Below are 21,716 nucleotides of genomic sequence, written 5' to 3' on the forward strand. Positions count from 1 at the left end.
CGCGGTGCTCAGTCCTCCGCGATGAGCGGGGTGCGCACCAGGACCGGGGCGACGAGCTCGGCCTGCCAGGGGCGGGCGCCGAGCGCCCGCAGCTGATCGCGCACCGCGTCCTCGTCCTCGGCATGGGCGTGCTCCCACACCCATTGCCGCAGCAGGGACGGGGTGATCAGGTTCTCCGTGGGCAGATGGAGCTCGTCGGCGAGCTCGCCGACCGCCTCCCGCAGGGGGAGGTAGCGCTCCCAGACCTCGGGGTGCTTCTTGGGCCACAGCTTGTGCGGGGGCGGATAGACGGCCTGCGCACGCCGGGGCAGATGGCCCGCGGGCAGGTCCAGCCCCGAGCGCGCCGCCTTCCACCAGGTGTCCTTGCGCCGCAGCTGCGGCGGCAGGGCGGCGTCGAAGGCCGCCTTGCCCAGCGTCGCGGCCTTGGCCGCGGCCACGATCGACCGGTCCTTGATGATCAGATGGGGCGAGAGGTCCTCATGGCGCGCGATCTCGTCGCGACGCTCCCACATGGCGCGGGCCGCGGCCATCTGCTTGGGGCTGCGCAGCGCGCCGATGCCGCGCACCGACCGCCAGGGCTCGGCGGGCCGCTCCGGGACGGGGCGGGTGCGCAGATGCTCGAACTCCTCGCGGGCCCAGCGGCTCTTGCCCTGCTCCTCCAGACGTGCCGCGAGCACGTCGCGGACCTCGACGAGCACCTCGACGTCCAGGGCCGCGTAGGTCAGCCAGCTCTCCGGCAGGGGCCGCTTGGACCAGTCCGCCGCGGAATGCTCCTTGGCCAGGACCAGCTGCTGGGTGTCCTCGACGACCGCGCCGAGGCTCACGCGCTCCATGCCCAGCAGACGGGCCGCCAGCTCGGTGTCGAACAGCTCGTCCGGGTGCAGGTCCAGCTCGGCCAGGCTCGGCAGATCCTGGGTGGCCGCATGCAGCACCCACTGCCGGCCCTGGAGGGTGCGGCGCAGGGTGTCCGGCACGGTGAAGGGGAGGGGGTCGATGAGCGCGGTGCCGGCGGCGCGGGTGCGCAGCTGGATCAGGTAGGCCCGGGCGCTGTAGCGGTAGCTCGAGGCGCGCTCGACGTCCACGGCCACGGGCTCCTCGGGAGCGGCCGCAGCCGCCTCGCACCACTCCAGCAGGGGCTGGATGCGGTCGATCACGGCGGGCAGGCCGTCACGGGGCTCGCTCAGCCGGCGGGGCGCGCTGTCCTCGGCGCTGTCGGGGACGGTCACGGTCGGTCTGCTCCATCCTGCCGCGGCGCGGTGGCACGGTGAGAGGTGCGCAGGGCGGCGACCTCGGGCGGTGCCGGCGGGAGGCCTCCGGCGGCGGCCAGCATCGCGGCCCAGGCGGCGAAGTGCGGGCCCAGGTCCTCCCCGGAGGGGGTCCACGACACCCGCATCTCGACGTCGACGGTCGAGGGACGCTCGGCCAGGGCCCCGTAGGACTGGGAGACCACACGGGTGGCGGTGCAGCCCAGCTCGAGCGCCCCGGCATCGTGCAGCTCGAGCGACTCGGTCACCCAGCTCCAGGCGACGTCCCCGAGCATGGACTCGACGGCGAACTCGGGCTCGAGCTGCGCCTGGACGAGCACCACCATGCGATAGGTGCCCTTCCAGCTCTCCTGGCCGGCGGGGTCGTGCAGGACGACGATGCGGCCGGCGGCGAGCTCCTCGTCGTGCAGGACGATCTCGCCGGTGGCGGCCCAGGCGTGCGGCGCCATCCGGGAGGGGGCGGGGATCTCCTCCCACTGCAGCTCGGGCCGCAGCCGCGCATCCTGCATGGCCGCGATCGAGGCGCGGAAGGACTCATCGCTGCTGCGGAAACGGTGCACGGACACGCGGCGAGGCTATCGGCACGGACGGGCGGTGCGGGGCAGGCGCGCCGTGCGGCGGGGGCGAGCCCTGCGTCACCCTCGCCCGGGCCCGGTCGCAGGGCGCGCTCCGGCGGCGGACGCGCCCCGGGGGGCGGGCCCGGCCGCGGGGCGGGATCAGTCCTCGAGCTTCAGCGAGAGGGAGTTGATGCAGTAGCGCTCGTCGGTCGGGGTGGGGAACCCCTCGCCCTCGAAGACGTGGCCCAGGTGCGAGCCGCAGCGGGCGCAGCGCACCTCGACGCGGCGCATGCCCAGCGAGGTGTCCTCGAGCAGCTCCACGGCGTCGGAGTCCGCGGGGGCCCAGAAGGCGGGCCAGCCGCAGTGGGCGTCGAACTGCTCGGCGGCGGTGAACAGCTCGGCGCCGCAGGCGCGGCAGGCATAGGTGCCGGCGGGGCGGACCTCCTCGTACTCGCCGGTGAAGGGGCGCTCGGTGCCTCCCTCGCGCAGGACGTGGAACTCGGCGGGGGACAGGCGCCGGCGCCATTCCTCCTGGCTGATGGCCACCGGGTAGCGGCCCTGGCCGATGGGGGTGTCGTTCATGCGTGCCTCCCGGCGGCGAGCACCGCGCGCGGCTGCAGGTGCAGCACGGCAGCGTCGAGGTCGTCCTCCAGCTCATGGGCCCATTCATCGGCCGCCGCGGCGCCCCCGGCCCCGTCGCTGAACAGGATCACCGCCTGGCTGCGACAGCCGGCGGCGAGCGCGGCCCGGACCGCGGCCAGCGGCGCGGCCGTGCACTCGGCGCCGACGATCTCGCAGCCGGCGGCGCGGAACGCCTTCTCGACCGAGGGGAGGATGCGCGGGCCGTCGGCATCGGCCCCGCAGGTGCCTGCGAGGTCGCGCGCGGGATCCCGGGGGACGACCACGCGCACCGCGGGGGGAGCGGCGCCGGCGTCCGGATCCATGTCCGGCGAGAGGCCCAGGTACTCCAGGGCGCTCATGGCGTCCGCCGCCTCGAGCGGTGCACCGGCCAGGACGATGAACGAGCTGTGCATGGGAGCGATCCTACGCCGCTGGATAGACTCCGGAGCATGATGCGAGCCACGCCCTTCGACCGCATGCTCCGCCCCCGCTCCGAACAGGGACGATGGGCTCGCGCGACGGCCGTCGGAACGGCCGGGGCGGGTGTGGCGTTCGTCATCAGCGCCGGGATGCTCGCCGTCGGCGCCCGGGTGATGGCCCGCCTGCCGCTGGTGCCCAACCAGTCGATGCGCCATCGCCCCGACGTCCCGGTCCGTGCCGTGCACGCCGACCGCGTGCACCTGGACGAGACGCCGGAGACCGCCCGCGGCGGGTACCTGGCGCTGCGCCAGCAGGGCGGCGCCGTGCACTGGCGCCTGGGGCCGGTGACCGGCCGCCCCACGCCGACCACCGTGTCCCGTCCGGTGATCGGCCGGGACACGGCCGCCGCGCTGGAGGTCGGCCGGGCGACGACGAACGGGTTCTTCTGGGCGGGCACCCCGGCGACGGCCCACGGGCTGGAGACGGAGGAGGTCGAGGTCGACTCCCCGGTCGGTCCGATGCCGGCCTGGCTGGTGCGGGCCCATGACGACCAGGGCGCGGAGTCGGACACGTGGGCGATCCTCGTGCACGGCCATGGCGCGACCCGCGGGGAGGCGCTGCGGGCCCTGCCGCTGCTGCACGCCCTGGGCATCACCACCCTCACCATCACCTACCGCAACGACACCGGCGCCCCCGTCTCCGCGGACCGGATGATGCACCTGGGCGCCGCGGAATGGGAGGACGCCGAGGCGGCCGTCGAGCACGCCCTGGCCCACGGCGCCCGGCGCGTGGTGCTGATGGGCTGGTCGATGGGCGGGGGCATCGTGCTGCGCACCTCGGTGCTCTCCGCGCACCGGGACGAGATCGCCGCGCTGGTGCTGGACTCCCCGGCGGTGGACTGGCGCGACATCCTCGTCTACCACGCGACCGCGCTCAAGGCGCCGCCGGCCATGCGCCGCCTCGCGCTGTGGATGATGACGTCCCGCCTGGGCGCGCGGATGGTCCGGCTGCACGAGCCGCTGGCCCTGCACGAGATGCGGCCCGAGTTCTACGCCCGCACCCTGCGGCATCGGACGCTGCTGCTGCACGCCATGGACGACACGACCGTGCCGCCGGGTCCCTCGCGGCGCCTCGCGGATCTGCGCGGGGACCTCGTGCGGTTCGTCCCGTTCCCGGGGGCGTCCCATACCCGCGAGTGGAACCGGGATCCGCGGCGGTGGGAGCGCACGGTCGCCCGGCACCTGGTCGAGGTCCTGGACCTGCCCGTCGACGTGGAGGCGATGGACCTGCCGGTGCGGCGCCCGGATTCCCCGGCGCAGGAGGGCTCCATCGGCCTGCGGCTGTGAGGTTCCGCGTCCCCCTCGCGCCGGGGCGTCCCGCCGTGCCGAGCGGTGCTCGCCGTGCCGAGCGGTGCTCGCCGTGCCGGGGCGTCCTCGTCCTCCCGCGCCGTTCAGGCCCGGGTGTAGCGGGTCAGGGTCGCGTGCTCTCCGACGATCAGCGAGGCCAGGTGCCAGTCCTGCTCGTGCGCCGGGCCGTCCAGGACCCGGGAGGAGGGCCCGCCGACGGTCCGATGGGTGAGGGAGAAGCACAGCTCGTCCACGACGCCTGCGGCGACCAGCTGCCCCAGGGCTCTCGGGCCGCCCTCGGCCTGGATCGCCCGATGCCCCATCTCCGCGAGCCGGGCGACGGCATCGGCCGGGGCGTCGGCCGCGAGCACCTGGTCGGCCGGGACGATCCCCGCAGCGACCACCGCCTCCCGCGAGGCCCGCGGCACCAGCAGATAGGTGGGCCAGTCCGGCTCGATGGTCCGCGGCAGCAGCCCGGTGCGGGTGAGGATCGCCAGCGCCGGCCGCGGCCCGCCGCCCGGGCGCCGCGAGGGCTCCAGGAGGTCCGCGCGCCCCTGGGGGCGCCGGTAGTCCTCCTCCCGCACCGTGCGCGCCCCCACCAGGATCACGTCGGCCAGGGCGCGCAGCACCCCGAAGGCGAAGGAGTCGTCGGGGTTGCGCAGCGAGCCGCTGATGCCGTCGGCGCCGGAGACCGCGCCGTCCACGGTGGTGTTCATCATGGCGCGCACATGGACCCGGTCCGGCGGCGGGGCGTACACCGCGGCGAGACGGCGGGCCCCGGCGGCGTCGCGGGGCACCGGCACCGGCGCGGGCAGCGGCCGTCCTCGGTCGTGCAGCAGATGCATGGTCGGGGCCTCCGGTCGCCGTCCTGCGGGGTGTCGTGACCGATCATCCCGCACCGGCGGGCTCCGCGGCGCGCCTAGACTGGCCCGCGTGACCGATGCGCTCTGCTCCCGAAGCCCTGTCCCGACGCTGGAGCGCCTGCTGGCCGACCTCGTCCCCCCGCCCCGCTTCGCGGACGCGCGGCTGGAGACCTACGTGCCCGATCCGCGGTTCCCGTCCCAGGAGCAGGCCAAGGAGCGGATCGGCCGGTTCGCGCAGGGGCTGGGGCGCAGCTCCTCCGGCGGCGGGCTCCTGTCCCGGCTGCGGCGCAGCCGGCCCGCCGCGGCGCGCGGCCTGTACCTCGACGGCGGCTTCGGCGTCGGCAAGACGCACCTGCTGACGTCCCTGTTCCACATCGCTCCGGGGCACCGGGTCTACGGGACGTTCGTGGAGTACACCCATCTGGTCGGGGCGCTCGGCTTCACCCGGGCCGTCGACGTGCTCGCCGACTCGACCCTGCTGGCGATCGACGAGTTCGAGCTCGACGACCCGGGCGACACGCTGCTCATGACCCGCCTGATCCGGGAGCTGTCCGACCGGGGGGTGTCGATCGTGGCGACCTCCAACACGCTTCCCGAGGCGCTGGGGGAGGGACGCTTCGCCGCCCAGGACTTCCTGCGGGAGATCCAGTCCATGTCCGAGCGCTTCGAGGTGCTGCGGATCGACGGCGAGGACTACCGCCGCCGCGGCGGCAGCCTCGAGGTGCCGGCCGTGCGCGAGGAGGACGTGCTCGCGCATGCGGCGGAGGAGCCGGGGGCGACCCTGGACGCCTTCGAGGACCTGCTGGGCCACCTCACCCAGGTCCATCCGTCCCGCTACGGCGCCATGATCGACGACATCTCCGCCGTCCACCTCACCGGGGTGCGCACCCTGTCCCACCACCACGACGCGCTGCGCCTGGTGGTGCTGATCGACCGGCTCTACGACCGGGAGATCCCGGTGCTGGCCTCCGGGATCGACCTGGAGCACCTGTACGCCGACGAGCTGCTGCGCAGCGGGTACCGCAAGAAGTACTTCCGCTCGCTCTCGCGGATCGGCTCCCTGGCCCGCGACGGAGCCGAGCTGCTCGCCGCCGCTCCGCGTCCGGAGTGACCCGCCGCCCGGAGCATCACGGCGCGGGGAGCGGCACGCCCGCGCCCCGCACCGCCGCCGGCACGGCCCGGCTCAGGCCGGGGCGTCCTCCGGCCACAGCGCGACCAGCACCTTGCCGCTGACCGCGGAGTCGCGGGCCAGGTCGAAGGCGCGGGCCGCCTCGGAGGCGTCGACGACGTGGGTGACGACCTCGGCGAGCGCGGGAGTGCGCCGCAGCAGGTCCACCGCGGCGGTGATCTCGTCGTCGAAGCGGAAGGTCCCGCGGTACTGGACCTCCTTGTTCACCATCGGCCCGAGGTTCACCGCGATCCGCTCGTCGGGCAGGATCCCCACCTGCACCACGATGCCGGCACGGCGCACCGCGGCGATGGCGGTGGAGATCGACGCCGGCGCCGCGGCGCACTCGAAGACGACGTCGAAGGCGTCGGAGGGCACCTCCTCCTGGGAGACCGCGATGGTGGCATCGGCCCCCAGGGCGCGCGCCCGCTCCAGCGGACCGGGCAGCACATCGCTGACGGTGATCGATGCGGCCCCGGCGTCCCGGGCCGCGGCGAGGGTCAGCAGACCGATCGGGCCCGCCCCGGAGACCAGCACCGACGCGCCGGAGAGGTCCCCGGCGATCGCGGCCGCATGCAGGGCCACCGCCAGCGGCTCGGCGAGCGCGGCGGTGCGCAGCGGGAGCTCGTGCGGCAGCACCCGGATCTGGTCGGTGCGCACCAGCATCATCTCCACCATGCCGCCGTGGGTGTGCGGATCCGTGGAGGCCGAGCCCAGATAGGAGCCGCCCGGCCGCAGGTGGCGGCCCAGCCCCTCCAGCTCCGGCGTCTCCGGCCCGAAGGTCGCCGGGTGCACGGTCACCGGGGTGCCGGGTGCGAGCGCCCCCGAGGGATCCAGGTCGACGGTCCCGGAGACCTCGTGCCCCGGGATCATCGGCTCCCGGATCTCGTAGACGCCGTTGCGGCCGTGGAAGAAGTAGTGCAGATCGCTGCCGCAGATCCCGGTGTACGCCAGCCGCACCCGCACCTGCCCCGCCGCAGGCTCCGGCACCTCGATCTCCTGCTCGCGCAGATCGGCGGGACCGTGGATGAACAGCGCTCTCATGGGGACTCCTCCGGGATCGGGCATGCTGCCGCCGCTGCGGAGCACGACCGCCAGTCTACGGCGCCATCAGGCACGTCGCCGGGCGGGCCGGCCGCGCGGGACGGCTCCGCGGGCCGAGGGACCGGCGGGCGCCGGGAGCGGCCGCCGGCCGGGCGTCTCAGCCGCGGGCGGGCGGGGTCAGACGCACGACGAGCGCGCCGGGCCCCTCCAGACGCAGGGGAGCGTCATCGGCCGCGCGACCGGACAGGACCGCCGCGGAGGAGGCGAGCAGGCGCGCCCGCGCGGCGGAGGAGGCGGGCAGCTCGGCCCGTCCCGCGCCGCGATGCACGAGCACCTCGATCATCGCCGCCTCCGACGCGGCGCCCGCGCCCGCCCGGGCGCCCTCCCCGGAGACCGGCCGGCGCCCGCCGCCGCGACGCAGCAGCACGGTGTCCTCGCCCAGCACCTCGCAGCGGGTACGGCGCAGGTCCGCGACCTGCAGGATCGGCTCGGAGCGGCGCAGGGCGATCAGCGTGCGGTACCAGTCGCGGATCCGGGCATGCTCCCCGGTGCCCGCCTCGTCCCAGCGCAGGATCGACCCGGTGAACGTCGAGAGGGCCTGCGGATCCGGGACGTCCTCGGCCCACCCCATCCGGCCGAACTCCTCGGTGCGCCCCTGCGTGACCAGGCGGCCCAGCTCGGGCTCGTGGTCGGTGAAGTAGGCGAACGGGGTCGAGGCGGCCCACTCCTCGCCCTGGAACAGCATCGGCGTGAACGGCCCCAGCAGGATCGGGGCGATCGCCGCGGCATGCTCGGCGGGGGAGAGGGAGGCGTGGATCCGGTCGCCGGCCGCGCGGTTCCCCACCTGGTCGTGATCCTGCAGGAACGCCACGAAGGAGTGCGCGTCGTAGTGGGGCGAGGCCGGGTCCACGGGAGCGCCCCACACCTGCTCGCGGAAGCTCGAGTACGTCCCGGCGTGCTCGAAGGCCCGCGTCAGCACCCGGCGCAGGACCTCGCCGGACCCGAAGTCGGCGTAGTAGCCCTGGCGCTCGCCGGTGGCCCAGGCATGCACGCCGTGGTGGATGTCATCGGCCCACTGCATGTCCATGCCGAGCCCGCCGGCGGCGGCCGGGGTGACGGTGCGCGGGTCGTTGCGATCGGACTCGGCGATCAGCGCCAGCGGGCGGCCCGTCTCCTCCGACAGCGCCGCGACCGCCTCGGAGAGCTCCGCGAGCAGGTGCCGGGGGGAGTCGTCGTGCAGCTCGTGCACGGCATCCAGCCGCAGGCCGTCCAGCTGCATGTCCACCAGCCACTGCCGCACGCTGCCCAGGAGGAAAGCACGGACCTGATCGCTGCCGGGGCCGTCGAGGTTCACGGCCCAGCCCCACGGGGTGTGATGAGTATCGGTGAAGTACGGGCCGAAGCGGGAGAGGTAGTTGCCTGCCGGGCCGAGGTGGTTGTGCACCACGTCCAGGATCACGCCGAGGCCGCGGCGGTGCGCCGCGGCGACGAACCGCGCCATGGCCGCGGGCCCGCCGTACGCCTCGTGGACCGCGTACAGCCCGACCCCGTCGTAGCCCCATCCGCGGCGGCCCGGGAAGCTCGCGACCGGCATGATCTCCAGCGCCTGCACCCCGAGGTCCACGAGCTCGTCCAGCCGCTCGATCGCGGAGTCGAACGTCCCGCCGCGCCCCTCGGGTCCGGCGGTGAACGTGCCGACGTGCATCTCGTAGATCACCGCCCCGCGCAGGTCGATGCCGGCCCAGCCCTCCTCGCGCTCCAGCAGGGCCGGGTCCACCACGGTGCTCTCCTCGTGCACGCCGCGCTCCTGCAGCAGGGAGCGGGGATCGGGCAGCCACGTCTCCTCCGCCGGGTCGTCCTGCGCCGTCCCGTGCAGGCGGAAGGAGCAGCGCGAGCCGGGGCGCAGGGTCACGCCGGGCAGCGCCCACCAGCCGTCGTCCCCCGGCTCGAGCGCATGGACCTGCCCGTCCAGGCGCACGTCGACGGCGCTCGCCGCCGGAGCCCACACCGCGCAGCGGTCGTACCTCCGCGGCGCCGGCACCGCGCTCTGCGGACGGCCCGCTCCGGTGCCCCGGCTCATGCCGGTCCCTCGGGATCCTGCGCGGCGGCCGATGCTCCGCCGCCGGGCGCCGTCGCCGTGCTCCCGGGCCCCTCGCGCACCAGCAGGGCGACGGGGAGGCTGTCGAGGAGGCGGGCGAGGGGGACCTCGCCGCCGTCCAGGACCCGCCCGGTGAGGTCCTCGCGCCACGGCCCCTCGGGCAGCACGATGCTGGCCTCTCCCCAGCCGCCGCGGCGCGCCAGGCCCTGCGGCAGGCGGGTCGCGACGGTGACGACCTCGACCTCGCCCTCGTCGACGGCGCGCCCGAAGGCGATCGCCTGCCCGGTGGTGGTGGGCACCGGACGATAGGCGGCCGAGCGGCCCCGGAACAGGTCCGGCCGCTCGCGGCGCAGCCGCAGCGCCCGATGGGTCAGCCACAGCTTCTCCTGCCCGACCCCGTCGGGATGGGCTCCCGAGGACAGGTGCGCGAGCGTCCGCGCATGCGCGGCATGGTCCACCGGGCGGCGGTTGTCGGGATCCACCAGCGTCAGCGTGACGCCCTCGCTGCCCTGGTAGACGTCCGGCACGCCCGGCATGGTCAGCTGCACCAGCTTCTGGCCCAGGATCGCGGCGCGCTGCGCGGCGGCGGTCCGGCGGGTCCAGTCCGCCAGGATCCCTGCCACCTCCTCGGACTCCAGGGCCGCGCGGCCCAGGGCGAGGACCTCCTGCTCGTACTCGGCATCGGGCTCCGTCCAGGAGGTGCGGACCTTCGCCTCCCGCATCGCCTTGGTCAGGTGCTCCTCCAGCCGCGGCGCCGTCATCTCCTCCGCGCCCGAGCCGGGCAGGGGACAGGTCGCGGCGAGGGTCTGCCACAGCAGCAGCTCGATCGCCGGATCGACGTGGTCGCCGCGGTCCGCGGCGGTGGCCCGGTGGAGGGCGAGGACCACCAGGGCCCACTCCTCGGAGGCCTCGGTCAGCACCGCCAGCCGGGCCCGGACGTCCTCGCTGCGCTTGGTGTCATGGGTGGACAGGGTGGTCATCGTGTCCGGGAAGGTGCGCACCATCGTGCGGCAGTGCTCGTGGAGGTCGTCGACCTCCACCCCGATCCGCTCCGGATCCGCACCGACCTCGGTGACCGGCAGGAACCGGGGGTAGCGGTAGAAGGCCGTGTCCTCGAGCGCCTTGGCGTGCACGGGGCCGCAGGTCTGGGCGAAGCGGACGATCAGCTCGGCGCGGTCGGCGCTCGCCGTCCTGCCGGCGCTGCCCACCTCGTCCCCGCACACCAGGGCCACGACGATGTCGAGCGCGGCCAGCACGTCCTCGTCCTCGCCGAGCTGCTCGCGGGCGCGGTCCGCGGCGTGCTCGATGACCTCGCGCTGCGCCCCGGGGGCCGGCTCCCCGGGCACGATGTACGCCCGGTAGCGGTCCATCGCCCCCAGCAGCTCGACCAGCACCCTCTGGATCATGCGGCGCGTGGTGTCCCGCAGACGGATGTCCTCCTGGCAGATGCGGTGCACCAGGGAGGTGAGACGCTCGATCTCCGCCCACAGGCTGGTGGAGACGATCTGCTCGGTCGACTCCCGGGCGATCTCCTCGAACGGCCGCAGGTCGCCGGTGAAGCGCTGCCACACGTGGGTCAGGCCGAGCGCCCCCTGCGGGTCGTGGAACAGTCCGCCCACCCGCCACAGCGCGTCGTAGCCGGTGGTGCCCGCACAGGGGAAGTCGCCGGGGAGGTGCTCGTCGCCCTCGAGGATCTTCTCCACCACGGTCCAGGCGCCGCCGGAGGCGGCATCGAGGTCGCGCAGGTACCCGCGGGGATCCGCGAGCCCGTCCGGGTGGTCGATGCGGAAGCCGTCGATGACGCCCTCGGCCTGCAGGCGCAGCAGCACGGCGTGGGTGGCCTCGAAGACCGCGGGGTCCTCCACCCGGACCGCGGCGAGGGTGTCGACGTCGAAGAAGCGCCGGTAGTTCAGCTCGTCATCGGCGACCTTCCAGTGCGCGAGGCGGTACCACTGGCGCTCGAGCAGGTCGGCGATGCCGAGGGACTCGGTGCCCTGTGCGATCGGCAGCACGTGGTCGAAGTAGCGCACCACGTGCTGGGTGCGCAGGGTGCCGTCGGACTGCGGGATCTCGGCGGTGCCCGTGGTGATCTCGCCGTCGGCGAGGACGGCGCCGATGGGACGCCCGAGCACGGGCACCAGGATCGAGCCCGCCGCGGAGGCGTCCACGTCGAACCACGAGGAGTACTCGGAGGCGGGCCCCTTCTCGAGCACGTCCCACAGCGCCCGGTTGTGCCAGATGGGGGTGGGGATCGCCATGTGGTTGGGCACCACGTCGACGATCAGGCCCATGCCGTGGGCGTGCGCCGCCTCGGACAGCCGCCGCAGCGCCGCCTCGCCGCCGATCTCGGTGCTGATCCGGCTGTGGTCGACGACGTCGTAGCCGTGGGTCGAGCCGGGCGAGGCCTGCAGCACGGGGGAGGCGAACAGGTGCCCCACGCCGAGCTCGGCGAGGTAGGGGACCTGCGCCGCGGCATCGTCCGCGGTGAACCCCGCGTGCAGCTGCAGGCGGTACGTGCTCGTGGGCACGATCCGGGCGGATTCCTCGATCGCGGGCATGGGTCTCCTTCGCACGGTGGGGAGGCGCCCGCGCGCGGTCCGCCGCGGGCGCAGGGCTCAGGCGGTCGTCGGGGGAGCGGGCGGCGTCTGCGAGTCCGGGCCCTCCTCCTGCGCGGGCTCGTCCTCGCTCTCGGGCTCGTCCTCCGGATCCGGCTCGGGTTCGGGCTGGTCCTCCGGCTCGGGCTCGTCCGGGCTCTCCGGCGCGCCGGCGCCGTCCGTCGAGCCGTCCGGCTCGGCCGGGGCGTCGGCCTGCGCGACCGCGCCCTCCTCCTGCGCCTCGGAGCCGCCGGGCTCGGGGGCATCGGCACCGGCCTCGGCGTCGGTGGCGTCGGGGGCGGCCTCGCCGTCCCCCGCCGCCGCGTCATCGGCCTGCGCGGAGGTCTCGGCGTCGGCCTCGCCGGTCCCCTCATCCGCGGACCCGGCATCCTCGGCCCCGGGGTCCACGGCCTCGGCGTCGGCGTCGGCCGGATCCTCGTCCGCACCGTCGGCCCCGGAGGAGCCGTCCTCGGGCTCGTCGGCCGGGTCCTCCGATTCGGGGGCGCCCGGCTCCGTGCCGTCCGTCTCCGCAGCGCCGGCGGGATCGCCCGCGGCCTGCGCCGGGATGGGCCCGGTCGCCGAGGACCTGGGGGCATCGGCCGCGGCGGGAAGATCCTCCGGGCGGCGTCCCAGCAGGAGCACGGAGAAGGCGGGACGCGTGATCGTCTGGCCCGGCTCGAGGACGTCGCCGATGGCGAGCTCGTCGGCCGTCCCGGAGATCACCGTCCAGGTGCTGCCGAAGCGCGCCTCGGGGAGCGTGAAGATGACGTCGTTGCCGGCGAAGTTGAACAGGATCAGCGCCGAGTCGTCCTCGATGCGCTCCCCGCGCGCCCCCGGTTCGGGGATGGCCGAGCCGTTGAGGAAGACCACCAGGCACTTGTTCTGCGGGTCCTGCCATTCCTGCGAGCTCATCTCGTGACCGTCCGTGCCCAGCCACATCACGTCCGGCAGGCTCGAGGCGGTGGAGCCCTTGGTGCCCAGGAAGCGGCGCCGGCGCACGATCGGGTGGCGCCGACGCAGACGGATCGCGGAGCGCGTGAAGGCGAGCATCGCCTTCTGGTCCTCGTCCAGGTCCCAGTTCACCCACGACAGCTCGTTGTCCTGGCAGTAGGTGTTGTTGTTGCCCTGCTGGGTGCGGCCCATCTCGTCGCCGTGGAGGATCATCGGCACGCCCTGGCTCACCAGGAGGGTGGCCATGAAGTTCTTGGCCCGCCGCAGGCGCAGGGCCTTGATCTCCGGATCGTCGGTGGGGCCCTCGGCGCCCGAGTTCCAGGAGCGGTTGTGGCTCTCGCCGTCCTTGCCGCCCTCCCCGTTGGCCTCGTTGTGGCGCTCGTTGTAGGAGACGAGATCGCGCAGCGTGAAGCCGTCGTGGGCGGTGATGAAGTTGATCGAGGCGATCGGCGTGCGCCCCGTGTGCTGGTACAGGTCCGAGGACCCGGCAAGGCGGGAGGAGAAGTCGCCGAGCACGCCGGGCTGCGAGCGACCGGTGTCGCGGACGGTGTCGCGATAGCGGCCGTTCCACTCCGACCACAGGGGCGGGAAGCCGCCCACCTGGTAGCCGCCCTCCCCGAGGTCCCAGGGCTCCGCGATCAGCTTGACCTGGGAGATGATCGGATCCTGCTGGATGATGTCGAAGAACGCCGAGAGCCGGTCCACCTCGTGCAGCTCGCGGGCGAGCGTCGAGGCGAGGTCGAAGCGGAAGCCGTCCACGTGCATCTCGGTGACCCAATAGCGCAGCGAGTCCATGATCAGCTGCAGCACATGCGGGGTGCGCATGAGCAGCGAGTTCCCGGTGCCGGTCGTGTCGTAGTAGTGGGCGCGGTCCTCGTCCACCAGACGGTAGTACGCGGCGTTGTCGATGCCGCGGAAGGACAGGGTCGGGCCCAGGTGGTTGCCCTCGGCGGTGTGGTTGTAGACCACGTCGAGGATGACCTCGATGTTCGCCTCGTGCAGGCTCTTGACCATCTGCTTGAACTCCTGCACCTGCTGCCCCGTGTCGCCGCCGTGGGCGTACTCGTTGTGCGGTGCGAAGAAGCCGATGGTGTTGTAGCCCCAGTAGTTGCGCAGGCCCTTCTCCACCAGGTGCCCGTCCTGGACGAACTGGTGCACCGGCATCAGCTCGACGGCCGTCACGCCCAGCGAGGTGAGGTGGTCGATGATCTCGGGCTGGCCCATGGCGACGTAGGTGCCGCGGATCGACTCGTCGATGCCGGGGTGGAGCATGGTCAGGCCCTTGACGTGGGCCTCGTAGATGACCGTGTCGTGGTAGTCGTGTGCCGGCGGATGGTCGCTGCCCCAGTCGAAGAAGGGGGAGACGACCACCGAGTGCATGGTGTGCGCGGCCGAGTCCTCCTCGTTGCGCCGGGAGTGGTCCTCGAAGTCGTACGAGTACAGCGAGGAATGGTTGGTCGCCATCCCGGCGATCGCCTTCGCGTACGGATCCAGCAGCAGCTTGCTGGGATCGCAGCGGTGCCCCGAGGGCGGGTCGTAGGGGCCGTGCACCCGGAAGCCGTAACGCTGCCCCGGATGGACGGAGGGGAGGAAGACGTGCCACACGTAGGCGTCGACCTCGGTGATCTCGATGCGCCGCTCGGTGCCGTCCTCGTCCAGGAGGCACAGCTCGACACGTTCGGCCACCTCCGAGAAGAGCGCGAAGTTGGTGCCGCTGCCTGTGTAGGTGGCACCGAGCGGATACGGGTGACCCGGCCAGATCTGCATGGGCTCAGGGTAGCGGCATGCCGCTGCGCGCCGCGCAGAACGCCGGAGGTCGGCGACCGGCGGCGCGGCCCGCGTGCATCACGTGCTCGGCGGCGCATCGCGGACGTCGGTCCCGCAGAGGCATGGGGCCGGGGCGGGCCCGGGGCGGCGCCGCGACGAGAAGAGCCCCGGCCGGGGCCGGGGCTCTCAGAGAGTGGGCGATACTGGGATCGAACCAGTGACCTCTTCCGTGTCAGGGAAGCGCGCTACCGCTGCGCCAATCGCCCGTGCGCATCCCGGAGGATGCCCCTCGGGGATCCGAGGATCCCCGAGGACGGGAGCGGACGACGGGACTCGAACCCGCGACCCTCACCTTGGCAAGGTGATGCTCTACCAACTGAGCCACGTCCGCAGTGCGAGATCCGAGGATCTCGCCGTGGGCGATACTGGGATCGAACCAGTGACCTCTTCCGTGTGAAGGAAGCGCGCTACCACTACGCCAATCGCCCAGGGCGTCGAGACTAGCTCTCCGCTCCGGTGCCGCCGTCCTGGCGACTCGAAGTACTTTACACGAGGTCCGCGGCCGATTCGAACCGTGGGGCTGTGGGGTGGAACACCCGTGCCACGCAGCGCTGTCGGCGCCGCGATGGGGTAGATGCGCACGGCGCGGAGAGGAGGCAGGTGCGCACGGCGCGCAGGGGAGGATCGCCATCCCTCGCCCCCGCGCGCGCCGGGCCGTGCCCCGGTCGCCGGCGCGGGGTGCTCGGTCGCCGACCCGTGCCCTCCGGCGTCGGCCGGGGAGCTCGGCCGCCGGCCCGGGGCGTCGGTGCGGGGGCGTCCGTTCGGTGGGGAATCGGCGGGGCGGCCTCCTCGCCGAACCCGGAGGTGACCTGCCCCACGAGCGCCGCACCTCGGTTTGCGAGCGGCCCCGGCGCCGCGTAGAGTCTCTCCTCGTCGGCCCAGCCGATACGCGGACGTGGCTCAGTTGGTAGAGCATCACCTTGCCAAGGTGAGGGTCGCGGGTTCGAGTCCCGTCGTCCGCTCCAGCGAACGGCGCCCCCGGTCAGTCCGGGAGCGCCGTTTCTGATGGCGCCTCCGTGGGATCCAGGGAGGCGTCGCCCCTGGTGGGTTGGCCGAGAGGCGAGGCAACGGCCTGCAAAGCCGTGTACACGGGTTCGAATCCCGTACCCACCTCCACCCCGTCCCGCACGGGCGATTGGCGCAGCGGTAGCGCGCTTCCCTGACACGGAAGAGGTCACTGGTTCGATCCCAGTATCGCCCACCACGATGGTGCAGGTCATGCCCTCGGCGTGCTCCGTGCGACCCGCGTGTGCTGCCGTCTCCCGTCCCGGGAGGCGGCAGTTTGTCGTCTCCGGGGTCGGACATCCCTGCGCGCGCGATCCCTCTCGGACTCCCGCGGATCTCGGACTCCCGCGGATCGAGGGGCGAGGCGCCGGCGTCCGCCCCCCTGGTATGCCGTCAGCTGCTGCGGTGGGGGACGGGGTGGACGATGCGGGGGATGCCGGTGCTGCTGACGAGGATCGCGGCGACCGAGAACGGGATGACGCCCAGAGCGAGCATCGCCGCGCCGGTGCCGCCGGCGAAGCCGACCGCGTCCTGGGAGAGGACCAGCTGCGAGCCGGTCTGGAAGGCGGTGTGGAACCCGATGGGCATCCATACCGAGCCGGTGATCATCCGGAGGTAGCCGAAGCCGATGCCCATCGAGAGGAAGAGCGAGAGATCGGCCGGATCGGCGTTCTGCCGCAGGATCGCGGCGAGGAGGGTGAACAGCAGCGCCTGGACGACGATGACGCCCCATCCGCGGGTGAGGGTCCCGAGCACCGTGGTCACGTACCCGCGGAAGACCGCCTCCTCGGGAAGCGCCTCGGACAGGAGCACGGCCATCAGCAGCAGCAGGACGGTGCGGGCGAGCTCCGGTCCGGTGAGGGTCACCGTCAGCGGGCTGCCGAGGAGGGCGAGCACCCCGAAGGTCGCTGCGGACGGGACGGTCCAGATGATCGCGCCCCACAGGGCCAGCCGCCATCCCGTGCGCACGCTCGTGAGCCCCGCCTCGCTCATCCGGCGGCGGTCGGCGACCCGGACCAGAAGTGCGATCACGGCCAGAGAGGCGGCGCTGATCACGATGCCCGCCGCGATCCGCGCGCCCAGCGTCCCGAGGGCGGAGGGATCCTCGGACGGGGGGAACATGCCCGCCACGAGGAACAGCCCCGCGCCGAGCGGAAGGAGGGCCAGCGCGATCCGCCAGGCGGCGGCGGCGAGCCGGCGGGAGCGCGGGTCCGGTGCTGTCGTCATGGTGTTCCCCGATACCTGTGTGCGAGGGCGTGATAGGAAAGCTTGGGAGTCCAGGTGCCGTCGGCGTGGGCGGCGACGATTCCGTAGCTGGCGAGGTCGAGGTCCCGGCCGGGCTCGTCGGAGGTCGTCAGGGCGGGTTCGCTGAATCCCCAGACGAACGTGCCGTCCACCCCTGCACGGTCGAACACGTCGAGGAGCTCGAGGAGGTGCTCGGCCTGCTCCGGCTCGTCGCGCACGAGGTCCTTCGGCACCGACAGCTCGGTGCGCCCGCGGAGCACTCCCGCCGCGGTGGAGGCTCTCGCGGCCGCACCGCGATAGGTGCAGGAGCCGAACTCGAAGATGTAGCAGGGCTTGCTCTGCGCGTGGGCCTGATCGACGAGCGCGCGGATGTCGTCCTCGAACCGCCACAGGGTGCGTGCGTCGCGGTAACGGTCGGCGCCGACGACATCGAAGATCGACCAGTCCGGACGCTCCCAGCTCCCCGCCCCGTAGGACACCGGCCCGGCGAAGCGCTCCCGCGCCTCGCCGACCAGCGCGGCGAGCAGTCGCCGCAGCCGCAGGTTCGCGATCGGCAGCAGCGGAGACGTCAGCGACAGCAGAGCCCCTCGGGTCCAGAACGTCGGGCCCGGGAGCATGCCCGGCGTCGAGAGCGTGAGCTCGCACCCCACGACCAGCCCGACATCGGCGCCCGATGCACGCAGCTGCTCCGCGGTGTCGGCCGCCGCGCGCACGGCCTGCACGAGCATATGGCGGGGCTGATCGACGGGGCGGGGCTGCAGCCACACAGCGAGCCCTTCCTCCGCGGCGAGGCGGGCCGCGACCGTGAGGCGGTCGGGGTCGCCGGCCATGATCAGCACCGCGTCGCAGCCGAGCTCCTCATGGATCGCCCGGATGTCGCGGCGGGCGCGCCGCGGGGTGAAGCCGGGGTTGCTCTCGAAGCCCTTCTCGTAGAGCACGCCGGCGTCGTAGCCGATCCCGCGCACCTTCTCAGCCATCGGGCGCTCCCACGGCCCGGAACAGGAAGGGGACGATGTGCGCCCGCAGCGTGCTGAGGTCCGCCTCGGGGTCGCGCTGGACGAGGGTGATCGCGCGATCCAGCATGCTCTCGGCCAGCCCGGTCGCGACATCGAGCGGCATCGCCGCGAAGGCGCCCTGGTCGATGCCCTCGCGCAGGATGCTGCGCAGCAGGGCGGATTCCTCCTCGTCCTCGACGAGATAGAGCGGCGTGCCGTCGGCCGTGCGGTGCGAGACGACGATCTCCACCGCCGCCGCGATCGCATGACGCTCCTCGTCCACGTGCGCGACGTACGCCTCCGCATACGCCCGCAGGCGCGCCACCGGGTCCGCGATCCCGTCCACCGCCGCCAGCACGCGCTCTCCGAGAGCGCCGAACACCGTCTGCACCACGTCCAGCAGGAGCCCCTCCTTCGACGCGAAGTAGTACGCCACCGCGCTCTTGACGATGTGCGCCCTTCTCGCGATCTCCGCCAGGGACGCCCGGTGGTAGCCGACCTCGTTCACCGTCACCACCGCGGCCTGGATCAGCTGGGCTCGCCGGGACGTCTCGATGAACGACGGCGCCGGTCCGTGGAGCCCCGCCGTGGTGCCCGCCTCCGTTCTCTCAGAACGCATGTACTGATTTTAGAACGACTGGTCTGATCGGTCCAGGTGCCTCGCGGCCGACCTGCTGGCGGCGTCCGCCTCGGCGATGTCGGCGACCGCCCCTGTCGCAGGATCGCGACGCAGTATCGTCGACCTGAGACGCGGGCGCGACAGCGCTGCGACGGAGCATGGCTAGCGTCGAGGTCAGGACGCGGCGCCGCCGCGGGACACAGATCGAGGAGACCGTCATGACCGCCATCGACCCAGCTCGCCTCCGTGCACGGCACCTCGTGGGCGGTGCCCTCCTGGTGGGCGCGCTGATGCTGACCGGCTGCCAGGTCGGCACCGGGGACATCGGCCCCGACGAGCAGAGCACCCCGGGGACCTCCGCCCCCGCCGGCGGCGCAGCCGGCGCTCCGTCCGAGGACGCGGTCGTCGACGAGGACGCCGCTGCCGCGGGCGTCGATCTGACCGCGCTGGGGGAGCCCGTCGCCAGCGCCGAGGTCCCCGCGATCGTGGAGGGGGACCCGGCGGCGACGATGACCGTCTCCCTGCACGGGCTGCGGCGCGAGGGCGGGACCCTGGTGGCCACCTACTCCTTCACCGTGCACAGCGAGACGTCGGAGGCCGAGGGATGGATCTACGACTACCTGGGCAGTCAGGGATGGCACCCGTACGCCATCGACACCGTGAACCTGAACAAGCACGAGGTGCTCGGAGGCGGCGCGGCGCAGACCGACTACCAGGGCGCGAAGTTCCGCCCCGGCCAGACGCTGTACGCCTACGCCTCCTTCGCGGCGCCGCCGGAGGACGTCACCACCATGGACGTGCTGCTCGTGGAGGGCGCTCCCCTCGCGAGCGGGGTGCCCATCTCATGAGGCGCGTCACCGCTTCCGCCGCCCTCGGCCTCGCCCTCCTCCTGGCGCCGGCAGGCACCGCCCTCGCGGACGACGACGTGACCCCGCTGGATCCGGGCATCACGGCGCTCGACCCCTCGATCACCCCGCTGGCCCCGAGTATCACCCCGCTGGAGACGATCACCACCGAGGACTCCCGGACCGAGATCACGCTCTCCTCGGACATCCTCTTCGACTTCGGCTCGGCGGAGCTCGACGCCCCCGCCGCGGCGAGGATCGGCGAGCTGGTCGCCGAGATCCCGCAGGGCGCAGAGGTCGCCGTGGACGGCCACACCGACTCCGTCCCCTACGCGCGCGGCAACCAGGTCCTCTCCGAGGAGCGTGCCCGGGCGGTGGCCGACGCCATCGCCGCCTCCCGCCCGGACCTCCGGCTGACCGTCACCGGATACGGTGAGACCCGCCCGGTCGCCGCCGAGGAGGTCGACGGACGGGACGACCCCGCGGGCCGCGCCCAGAACCGTCGCGTCGAGATCCGCTACGACGGATGACGCCGTCGACGGCCCCGCCGAGCCCGGCACGACCCCGCGTCCTGCTGGTGGACGACGACGCGACCATCCGCGAGCACCTCCCGCCGGTGCTCGAGCGCAGCGGGCTGCGCGTCGACGTCGCCGCCGACGGGGCCGATGCCCTGCGCAGCATCGGTCGCGCGCAGCCGGACCTCGTGATCCTGGACGTCATGATGCCGGTGCTGGACGGCCGCGAGACGCTGCGGAGGATCCGCGCCGACCACGACTGGCTGCCCGTCATCCTGCTGACGCAGGTGGGGGAGAGCTTCGAGCGGGCGGCAGCCCTGGACGAGGGGGCCGATGACTACCTCAACAAGCCCTTCGACCCCCATGAGCTGCTCGCACGGATCCGGGCGGTGCTGCGCCGCACCGCCCGCGGGACCGCTCCGCTGAGCGCGGCGGGAGCGCTGCGGGCCGGTCCGCTGCGCATCGACCGCCCGGCGCGGCGCGTGGTCCTCGCCGGGGCCGAGGCCCCGCTGACCCCGCGCGCCTTCGCCCTGCTGGAGTTCCTCATGTCCCATCCCGACGAGGTCTTCCCCCGCGAACGCCTGCTGCAGACGGTCTGGGGCTTCGATGCGATCGTCACCACCCGCGCGGTGGACCACCGCATCGCCGAGATCCGGCGGGTGCTGGGGGACGATGCGGCCGCGCCGACCTACCTCGAGACCGTGCCCGGGGCCGGCTACCGCTTCGTGCACCCGGTGGAGCGGGCATGAGCCCCCGCCGGGAGCGGGCCCTGCCGGTGCTCCTGGTCGTCGGGCCGCCGCTGCTCGGTGCCGCGGCCAGCCTGATCTGGTGGACGACCGGCGGGGGAGGGCCCGTCTACCTCCTGACCGATCTCGCCTGGATCCCCCTCGCCGCCGGCGCGGCGCTCGCGCTGCTGGCCGTCCCCGGAGCAGTGTGCTGGCATGCCGCGCGTCGACGGGCGCAGCGAGAGCACCGCGAGATCCTGCGCGAGCACGCGGAGCGCCGCCGGCGGCTGCTCTCCCGGCTGGACCATGAGCTGAAGAACCCGCTGCAGGGCATCCGTGCCGCGCTCGCCGACGAGCCCTCCGACCGCCAGCGCGCGAGCATCGACGCGCAGTCCCAGCGCCTGGTGCGCCTGCTCGGGGACCTGCGCAAGATCGGTGAGGTCGAGCACACCGCGCTGGAGCTCACGCAGGTCGATCCGAGCGCCCTCGCCGAGGAGGCCGTCGCCGCGATCCGCGAGGTGCCCGGGGCGGACGAGCGACGGCTCTCCGTCGCGCTGCCCAGGGCGCCGCGCCCGCTGCCCTGCATCCCCGGTGACGAGGACCTGCTGTTCCTGGTCCTGGTCAACGCCCTGTCCAACGCGGTGAAGTACTCCCGGCCCGGGGACGCCGTCGAACTGCGCGGCCGGGCCGCAGAGGACCAGGTGATCCTCGAGATCGCCGACACCGGACAGGGGATCGCCCCCGCGGAGCTGCCCCTGGTGTGGGAGGAGCTGGGGCGGGGGAGCGCCGCCCGGGGCATCGAGGGCTCCGGGCTGGGCCTGCCGCTGCTGCGCGCGATCGTCGAACGCCACGGCGGCACCGCCGTGCTCGAGTCCTGGCAGGGCGAGGGGTCCACCCTCACGCTCCGCCTGCCCCTGCAGGGGCCGCGGGAGCGAGCTGCTCCCGGGACCGGCGGGCGGCGGCACCCGACCGGCCCGGCCTCCGGTCGCGGATAGGATGACCAGCGGAGCCGG

At 73.8% G+C, this 21,716-nt stretch carries 17 protein-coding genes, 6 tRNA genes and 1 pseudogene; 9 read left to right on the plus strand and 15 right to left on the minus strand.

All coding sequences use genetic code 11. From position 1 onward, the window contains the following. Nucleotides 1-8: 8 nt before the first annotated feature. From ABD234_RS00065 to ABD234_RS00080, 4 genes are all read right to left on the minus strand, one after another. Nucleotides 9-1,226 carry a ribonuclease D gene (locus ABD234_RS00065; protein ID WP_344353236.1) on the minus strand — a complete coding sequence of 406 codons (1,218 nt, stop codon included), beginning with the start codon at nucleotides 1,224-1,226 and terminating at the stop codon, nucleotides 9-11. Next, entirely contained in the window at nucleotides 1,223-1,831 is a 609-nt protein-coding gene (locus ABD234_RS00070) for a DUF3000 domain-containing protein (RefSeq protein WP_344353238.1), read from the minus strand. The genes ABD234_RS00065 and ABD234_RS00070 overlap by 4 nt, the downstream gene beginning before the upstream one ends. Before the next feature lie 150 nt (nucleotides 1,832-1,981). Then, complete coding sequence (gene msrB, locus ABD234_RS00075) at nucleotides 1,982-2,404, minus strand: peptide-methionine (R)-S-oxide reductase MsrB (RefSeq protein WP_344353240.1); 423 nt, start codon at nucleotides 2,402-2,404, stop codon at nucleotides 1,982-1,984. After that, nucleotides 2,401-2,856, minus strand: coding sequence for a hypothetical protein (locus ABD234_RS00080; protein ID WP_038370385.1), 456 nt, complete (start codon nucleotides 2,854-2,856; stop codon nucleotides 2,401-2,403). The genes msrB and ABD234_RS00080 overlap by 4 nt, the downstream gene beginning before the upstream one ends. Before the next feature lie 36 nt (nucleotides 2,857-2,892). On the opposite strand from ABD234_RS00080, the gene ABD234_RS00085 reads away from it, so the two are divergent. Further along, nucleotides 2,893-4,209, plus strand: a complete 1,317-nt coding sequence (locus ABD234_RS00085; RefSeq protein ID WP_344353243.1) for an alpha/beta hydrolase family protein — start codon at nucleotides 2,893-2,895, stop codon at nucleotides 4,207-4,209. Nucleotides 4,210-4,313: 104 nt separating this feature from the next. On the opposite strand, the gene ABD234_RS00090 is transcribed toward ABD234_RS00085, so the two are convergent. Beyond that, nucleotides 4,314-5,054, minus strand: coding sequence for a dihydrofolate reductase family protein (locus ABD234_RS00090; protein WP_344353244.1), 741 nt, complete (start codon nucleotides 5,052-5,054; stop codon nucleotides 4,314-4,316). An 88-nt stretch (nucleotides 5,055-5,142) separates the two neighbouring features. Between ABD234_RS00090 and zapE the strand changes: the two genes are divergently transcribed. Then, nucleotides 5,143-6,183, plus strand: a complete 1,041-nt coding sequence (gene zapE, locus ABD234_RS00095) for a cell division protein ZapE (protein WP_344353246.1) — start codon at nucleotides 5,143-5,145, stop codon at nucleotides 6,181-6,183. Between the two features lie 72 nt (nucleotides 6,184-6,255). Here the strand turns inward: zapE and ABD234_RS00100 are convergent, their stop codons facing one another. From ABD234_RS00100 to ABD234_RS00130, 7 genes and pseudogenes are all read right to left on the minus strand, one after another. After that, nucleotides 6,256-7,284 carry a zinc-binding dehydrogenase gene (locus ABD234_RS00100; RefSeq protein WP_344353248.1) on the minus strand — a complete coding sequence of 343 codons (1,029 nt, stop codon included), beginning with the start codon at nucleotides 7,282-7,284 and terminating at the stop codon, nucleotides 6,256-6,258. 157 nt (nucleotides 7,285-7,441) lie between these two features. Continuing rightward, nucleotides 7,442-9,364: a malto-oligosyltrehalose trehalohydrolase gene (gene treZ / locus ABD234_RS00105; protein WP_344353251.1), complete on the minus strand. Its 1,923-nt coding sequence runs from the start codon at nucleotides 9,362-9,364 to the stop codon at nucleotides 7,442-7,444. After that, the gene (gene treY, locus ABD234_RS00110; RefSeq protein ID WP_344353253.1) at nucleotides 9,361-11,940 is read right to left on the minus strand and encodes a malto-oligosyltrehalose synthase; all 2,580 of its coding nucleotides are present in this window, start codon (nucleotides 11,938-11,940) and stop codon (nucleotides 9,361-9,363) included. The genes treZ and treY overlap by 4 nt, the downstream gene beginning before the upstream one ends. 642 nt (nucleotides 11,941-12,582) lie before the next feature. After that, nucleotides 12,583-14,694 (minus strand): annotated as a pseudogene (gene glgX, locus ABD234_RS00115) (glycogen debranching protein GlgX); the annotation flags it as partial. 194 nt (nucleotides 14,695-14,888) lie between these two features. Beyond that, nucleotides 14,889-14,960, minus strand: a tRNA-Val gene (locus ABD234_RS00120). Nucleotides 14,961-15,012: 52 nt separating this feature from the next. After that, nucleotides 15,013-15,085, minus strand: a tRNA-Gly gene (locus tag ABD234_RS00125). Nucleotides 15,086-15,110: 25 nt separating this feature from the next. Beyond that, a tRNA-Val gene (locus tag ABD234_RS00130) sits at nucleotides 15,111-15,182 on the minus strand. Nucleotides 15,183-15,643: 461 nt separating this feature from the next. Here ABD234_RS00130 and ABD234_RS00135 point away from each other — a divergent pair. The 3 genes from ABD234_RS00135 (at nucleotide 15,644) to ABD234_RS00145 (ending at nucleotide 15,958) form a co-directional block, all read left to right on the plus strand. Continuing rightward, nucleotides 15,644-15,719, plus strand: a tRNA-Gly gene (locus ABD234_RS00135). A 77-nt stretch (nucleotides 15,720-15,796) separates the two neighbouring features. After that, a tRNA-Cys gene (locus ABD234_RS00140) sits at nucleotides 15,797-15,870 on the plus strand. Nucleotides 15,871-15,883: 13 nt separating this feature from the next. After that, nucleotides 15,884-15,958: transfer RNA gene (locus ABD234_RS00145), tRNA-Val, on the plus strand. A 194-nt stretch (nucleotides 15,959-16,152) separates the two neighbouring features. On the opposite strand, the gene ABD234_RS00150 is transcribed toward ABD234_RS00145, so the two are convergent. From ABD234_RS00150 to ABD234_RS00160, 3 genes are read right to left on the minus strand one after another with little or no spacing between them, the layout of a single operon-like run. Beyond that, entirely contained in the window at nucleotides 16,153-16,986 is an 834-nt protein-coding gene (locus ABD234_RS00150; protein ID WP_344353255.1) for a CPBP family intramembrane glutamic endopeptidase, read from the minus strand. Further along, complete coding sequence (locus ABD234_RS00155) at nucleotides 16,983-17,981, minus strand: hypothetical protein (RefSeq protein ID WP_344353257.1); 999 nt, start codon at nucleotides 17,979-17,981, stop codon at nucleotides 16,983-16,985. The genes ABD234_RS00150 and ABD234_RS00155 overlap by 4 nt, the downstream gene beginning before the upstream one ends. Further along, complete coding sequence (locus tag ABD234_RS00160; protein ID WP_344353259.1) at nucleotides 17,974-18,618, minus strand: TetR/AcrR family transcriptional regulator; 645 nt, start codon at nucleotides 18,616-18,618, stop codon at nucleotides 17,974-17,976. The genes ABD234_RS00155 and ABD234_RS00160 overlap by 8 nt, the downstream gene beginning before the upstream one ends. A gap of 218 nt (nucleotides 18,619-18,836) precedes the next feature. On the opposite strand from ABD234_RS00160, the gene ABD234_RS00165 reads away from it, so the two are divergent. From ABD234_RS00165 to ABD234_RS00180, 4 genes are read left to right on the plus strand one after another with little or no spacing between them, the layout of a single operon-like run. After that, nucleotides 18,837-19,466, plus strand: a complete 630-nt coding sequence (locus tag ABD234_RS00165) for a hypothetical protein (protein ID WP_344353261.1) — start codon at nucleotides 18,837-18,839, stop codon at nucleotides 19,464-19,466. Beyond that, the gene (locus ABD234_RS00170; RefSeq protein ID WP_344353263.1) at nucleotides 19,463-19,993 is read left to right on the plus strand and encodes an OmpA/MotB family protein; all 531 of its coding nucleotides are present in this window, start codon (nucleotides 19,463-19,465) and stop codon (nucleotides 19,991-19,993) included. The genes ABD234_RS00165 and ABD234_RS00170 overlap by 4 nt, the downstream gene beginning before the upstream one ends. Continuing rightward, nucleotides 19,990-20,727, plus strand: a complete 738-nt coding sequence (locus tag ABD234_RS00175; RefSeq protein WP_038370378.1) for a response regulator transcription factor — start codon at nucleotides 19,990-19,992, stop codon at nucleotides 20,725-20,727. The genes ABD234_RS00170 and ABD234_RS00175 overlap by 4 nt, the downstream gene beginning before the upstream one ends. Then, nucleotides 20,724-21,698 (plus strand): sensor histidine kinase, encoded by a 975-nt coding sequence (locus ABD234_RS00180; protein ID WP_344353266.1) that lies wholly within the window; start codon nucleotides 20,724-20,726, stop codon nucleotides 21,696-21,698. The genes ABD234_RS00175 and ABD234_RS00180 overlap by 4 nt, the downstream gene beginning before the upstream one ends. The last annotated feature ends 18 nt before the right edge of the window (nucleotides 21,699-21,716 follow it).

The sequence above is a fragment of the Brachybacterium phenoliresistens genome (assembly GCF_039530785.1).
Taxonomy (GTDB): Bacteria; Actinomycetota; Actinomycetes; order Actinomycetales; family Dermabacteraceae; genus Brachybacterium; species Brachybacterium phenoliresistens.